Below are 3,250 nucleotides of genomic sequence, written 5' to 3'. Positions count from 1 at the left end.
TTTTAGGTACTAACTCTGAAACAGAAATCATTTCATATTGGTCACGTTTATTCTCGGATTTATTTAACATAGAATCAACTCCTAAATAAAAGGCTTAAACAATTATTGTTTAAGCCTTTTATTTATAGAGACAGAATTCCGAGAAATGTCCGTAAGAGGTGTTGTTAGGGACAGAATTCTGAAAAATGTATCTAAATGAGCGCACTCTAACTACCAGAATTCAGAATAATGGAAGTTAGCGCGTTCTAACTACCACAATTCAGAATAATGAAATCAAGATCCTAACAAGATTCTAACAAAATCTATCGCCTAACTATCAACATCATCTCCGTTAAACATCTTACAACTAAATTTAACACAACAAAAAAGCATATCACTTTAACGTTTCGTTAAGTGATATGCTTTTCATTTGATGTCGTATGATGTTTATAGCCAACCGTTTTCGCGGTATTTCTTTTTAAGTGTAAAACCAAAGCCCATTGTTGCAACGATTAACAATACTGCTAATAACATAAACAACATTGAACCTTCTGCTAATGCAAAGCTAAACACTAAAAGGAGAAATGTTACAATTAAAGCAAGTAGTACGAATATTGCTTTAGATTTCTTCATTTATATCCATCCTTTAACCGTTTTCATTATTTTATTATGCTTCACATTTAAAGAAAAATCAACCTGTTGATTAAAACGGTACCAAATAAAAAATATGGAAATTTGAGTAAATCTGTTCAATAATAGTTATTTTTCAAACGATTTATGTTATAATTATCAAGTTATAAATTTAAGTCGAATAAATGTCGATTAATTTAAATCGGAGAGGAAAATTTTTTGCATGACTAATTTAAGAGAAAATGTACGTAACATTGCGATTATTGCCCACGTTGACCACGGAAAAACAACTTTAGTAGATGAATTATTAAAGCAATCTGGTATTTTTCGTGAAAATGAACATATAGCAGAACGTGCGATGGATTCAAACGACCTTGAAAAAGAACGCGGTATTACGATATTAGCTAAAAATACGGCAATTGACTATAAAGATCACCGTATCAATATACTAGATACACCAGGACATGCTGACTTCGGAGGAGAAGTTGAGCGTATTATGAAAATGGTTGATGGTGTTGTATTAGTAGTAGATGCTTATGAAGGAACGATGCCTCAAACACGTTTCGTGCTTAAAAAAGCATTAGAACAAAATTTAAAACCAGTTGTAGTTGTTAATAAAATTGATAAACCATCTGCAAGACCAGAACAAGTTGTAGATGAAGTATTAGACTTATTTATTGAATTAGATGCTAATGATGAGCAACTTGAGTTCCCAGTTGTATATGCATCTGCATTAAGTGGTACTGCTAGTTTAGAGTCTGATAAACAAGACGAAAACATGCAATGTCTATATGAAACAATTTTAGAATATGTACCAGCACCTGTTGATAATAGAGATGAGCCATTACAATTCCAAGTTGCATTATTAGATTATAATGACTATGTTGGACGTATTGGTGTAGGACGTGTATTCAGAGGTACAATTAAAGTTGGACAACAAGTATCATTAGTTAAGATTGATGGTAGCGTTAAAAACTTCAGAGTTACAAAAATCTTTGGTTTCTTTGGTTTAAACCGTATAGAAATTGATGAAGCATACGCTGGTGACTTAATCGCTATTAGTGGTATGGAAGATATTAACGTAGGTGAAACAATTACACCTCAAGATCATGTTGAAGCTTTACCAATTTTAAGAATTGATGAGCCGACATTAGAAATGACATTCTCAGTTAATAATTCTCCATTCGCTGGTAAAGAAGGTACTTACGTAACAGCTCGTAAGATTGAAGAAAGATTAGAAACACAATTAGAAACAGATGTATCTTTACGTGTAACACCTACAGATTCACCTGATGCATGGGTTGTAGCAGGACGTGGGGAATTACATTTATCTATTCTTATTGAAAATATGAGACGTGAAGGTTATGAATTACAAGTTTCTAAACCTCAAGTTATTGTTAAAGAAATAGATGGCGTTAAATCTGAGCCTTATGAACGTGTTCAAATTGATGTTCCTGATGAATATACAGGTGCAATTATTGAATCTTTAGGATCACGTAAAGGTGAAATGGTTGATATGCAATCTAACGAAAATGGACAAACTAAATTAATCTTTATCGTTCCAGCTCGTGGATTAATTGGTTACACTACTGAATTCATGTCAATGACTCGTGGTTATGGTATCATTAACCATACATTCGATTCTTACCGTCCAAGAATTAAAGGACGTATTGGTGGAAGAAGAAATGGTGTTCTTGTATCAATTGATAAAGGTGTAGCAAGTACTTATGCTATCTTGAACTTAGAAGATAGAGGTGTAAACTTCATGGAACCAGGTACTGAAGTTTATGAAGGTATGATTGTTGGTGAAAATACTCGTGAAAACGATCTAACAGTTAACATTACAAAAGTTAAAGCAGCTAACAACATCCGTTCAGCTACTAAAGAACAAACAACAACTATGAAAAAACCTAGAATTTTAACACTTGAAGAAGCGTTAGAATACTTAAATGATGACGAATTAGTTGAAGTAACACCTGAATCAATTCGTTTAAGAAAGAAAATTTTAGATAAAGCAGAAAGAGAAAGAGCTCAGAAGAGACAAAAAATGGCTGAACAAGAAGAGGAGTGATATAGATGCTCTTAGTTGCTAAAAATGTAAGTGTTAATCCAACAGAAAGGCTTTCATTTTTTGGTAAGTTATTTAGAGTAGATGAGAACCCAGAGCTTGGTATGTGGCTTTTATTATTAACGATTTTTGTATTAAGTGCGATTGTTTATAATTTAGGGTTTGCAAGAAAACTAAAGTTTTGGCAAAACATTATTATCTATATATTACTGTTTTTAGGTTGTTTATTATTAACGTTTCTAGCGGTATTCTTGCCTGTAGGAGAAAGTTTAATAATAGCAGCAATTGTTTTAGGTCTATATCGTTACAGACTTCATAAAGAACGAAGTAGCGGTAAACAACAATAAAAAAAGGCGGCTCATAAGTGCACTAACCCCAGGATGTGGGAGTAAAATAAAAACACTTTCGTTGAATTTATATTAAAATGAATTTATACGGAGGTGTTTTTTCTATGAAAAGAGTGGCATATTCAGTTGAAACAGAATATAAAGTAGTAGAAATGAAACTCAAAGGATTTAGCACAAGAGAAATAATGGATACTTTAAATATTAAAAATGAATCTCAAGTTAATAA

The 3,250-nt window shown here is 32.2% G+C and carries 3 protein-coding genes and 1 pseudogene; 3 read left to right on the top strand and 1 reads right to left on the bottom strand.

The genetic code is table 11. The annotated features are described in order from the left end of the window. Positions 1-426: 426 nt before the first annotated feature. The gene (locus LQ686_RS13800) at positions 427-612 is read right to left on the bottom strand and encodes a DUF5325 family protein (RefSeq protein WP_037587440.1); all 186 of its coding nucleotides are present in this window, start codon (positions 610-612) and stop codon (positions 427-429) included. Positions 613-832: 220 nt separating this feature from the next. Here LQ686_RS13800 and typA point away from each other — a divergent pair, with 220 nt between their 5' ends. The 3 genes and pseudogenes from typA to LQ686_RS13785 form a co-directional block, all read left to right on the top strand. Beyond that, positions 833-2,680 (top strand): translational GTPase TypA, encoded by a 1,848-nt coding sequence (gene typA, locus LQ686_RS13795; protein WP_025904663.1) that lies wholly within the window; start codon positions 833-835, stop codon positions 2,678-2,680. A gap of 5 nt (positions 2,681-2,685) precedes the next feature. Then, complete coding sequence (locus LQ686_RS13790; protein ID WP_037587446.1) at positions 2,686-3,024, top strand: YlaH-like family protein; 339 nt, start codon at positions 2,686-2,688, stop codon at positions 3,022-3,024. 104 nt (positions 3,025-3,128) lie between these two features. Then, positions 3,129-3,250: pseudogene (locus LQ686_RS13785) on the top strand (IS3 family transposase); the annotation flags it as partial.

This window comes from Mammaliicoccus sp. J-M41 (assembly GCF_022385935.1).
GTDB classification, from domain to species: Bacteria; Bacillota; Bacilli; order Staphylococcales; family Staphylococcaceae; genus Mammaliicoccus; species Mammaliicoccus sciuri_A.
Note: the sequence above shows the minus strand (reverse complement) of the source record. Positions and strands in the feature narration are given on the sequence as shown.

Excerpts from the sequence above, each read along its gene's own strand:
- LQ686_RS13790 (WP_037587446.1), top strand. The coding sequence starts at position 2,686 with ATGCTCTTAGTTGCTAAAAATGTAAGTGTTAATCCAACAGAAAGGCTT.
- typA (WP_025904663.1), top strand. The coding sequence starts at position 833 with ATGACTAATTTAAGAGAAAATGTACGTAACATTGCGATTATTGCCCAC.
- LQ686_RS13800 (WP_037587440.1), bottom strand. The coding sequence starts at position 612 with ATGAAGAAATCTAAAGCAATATTCGTACTACTTGCTTTAATTGTAACA.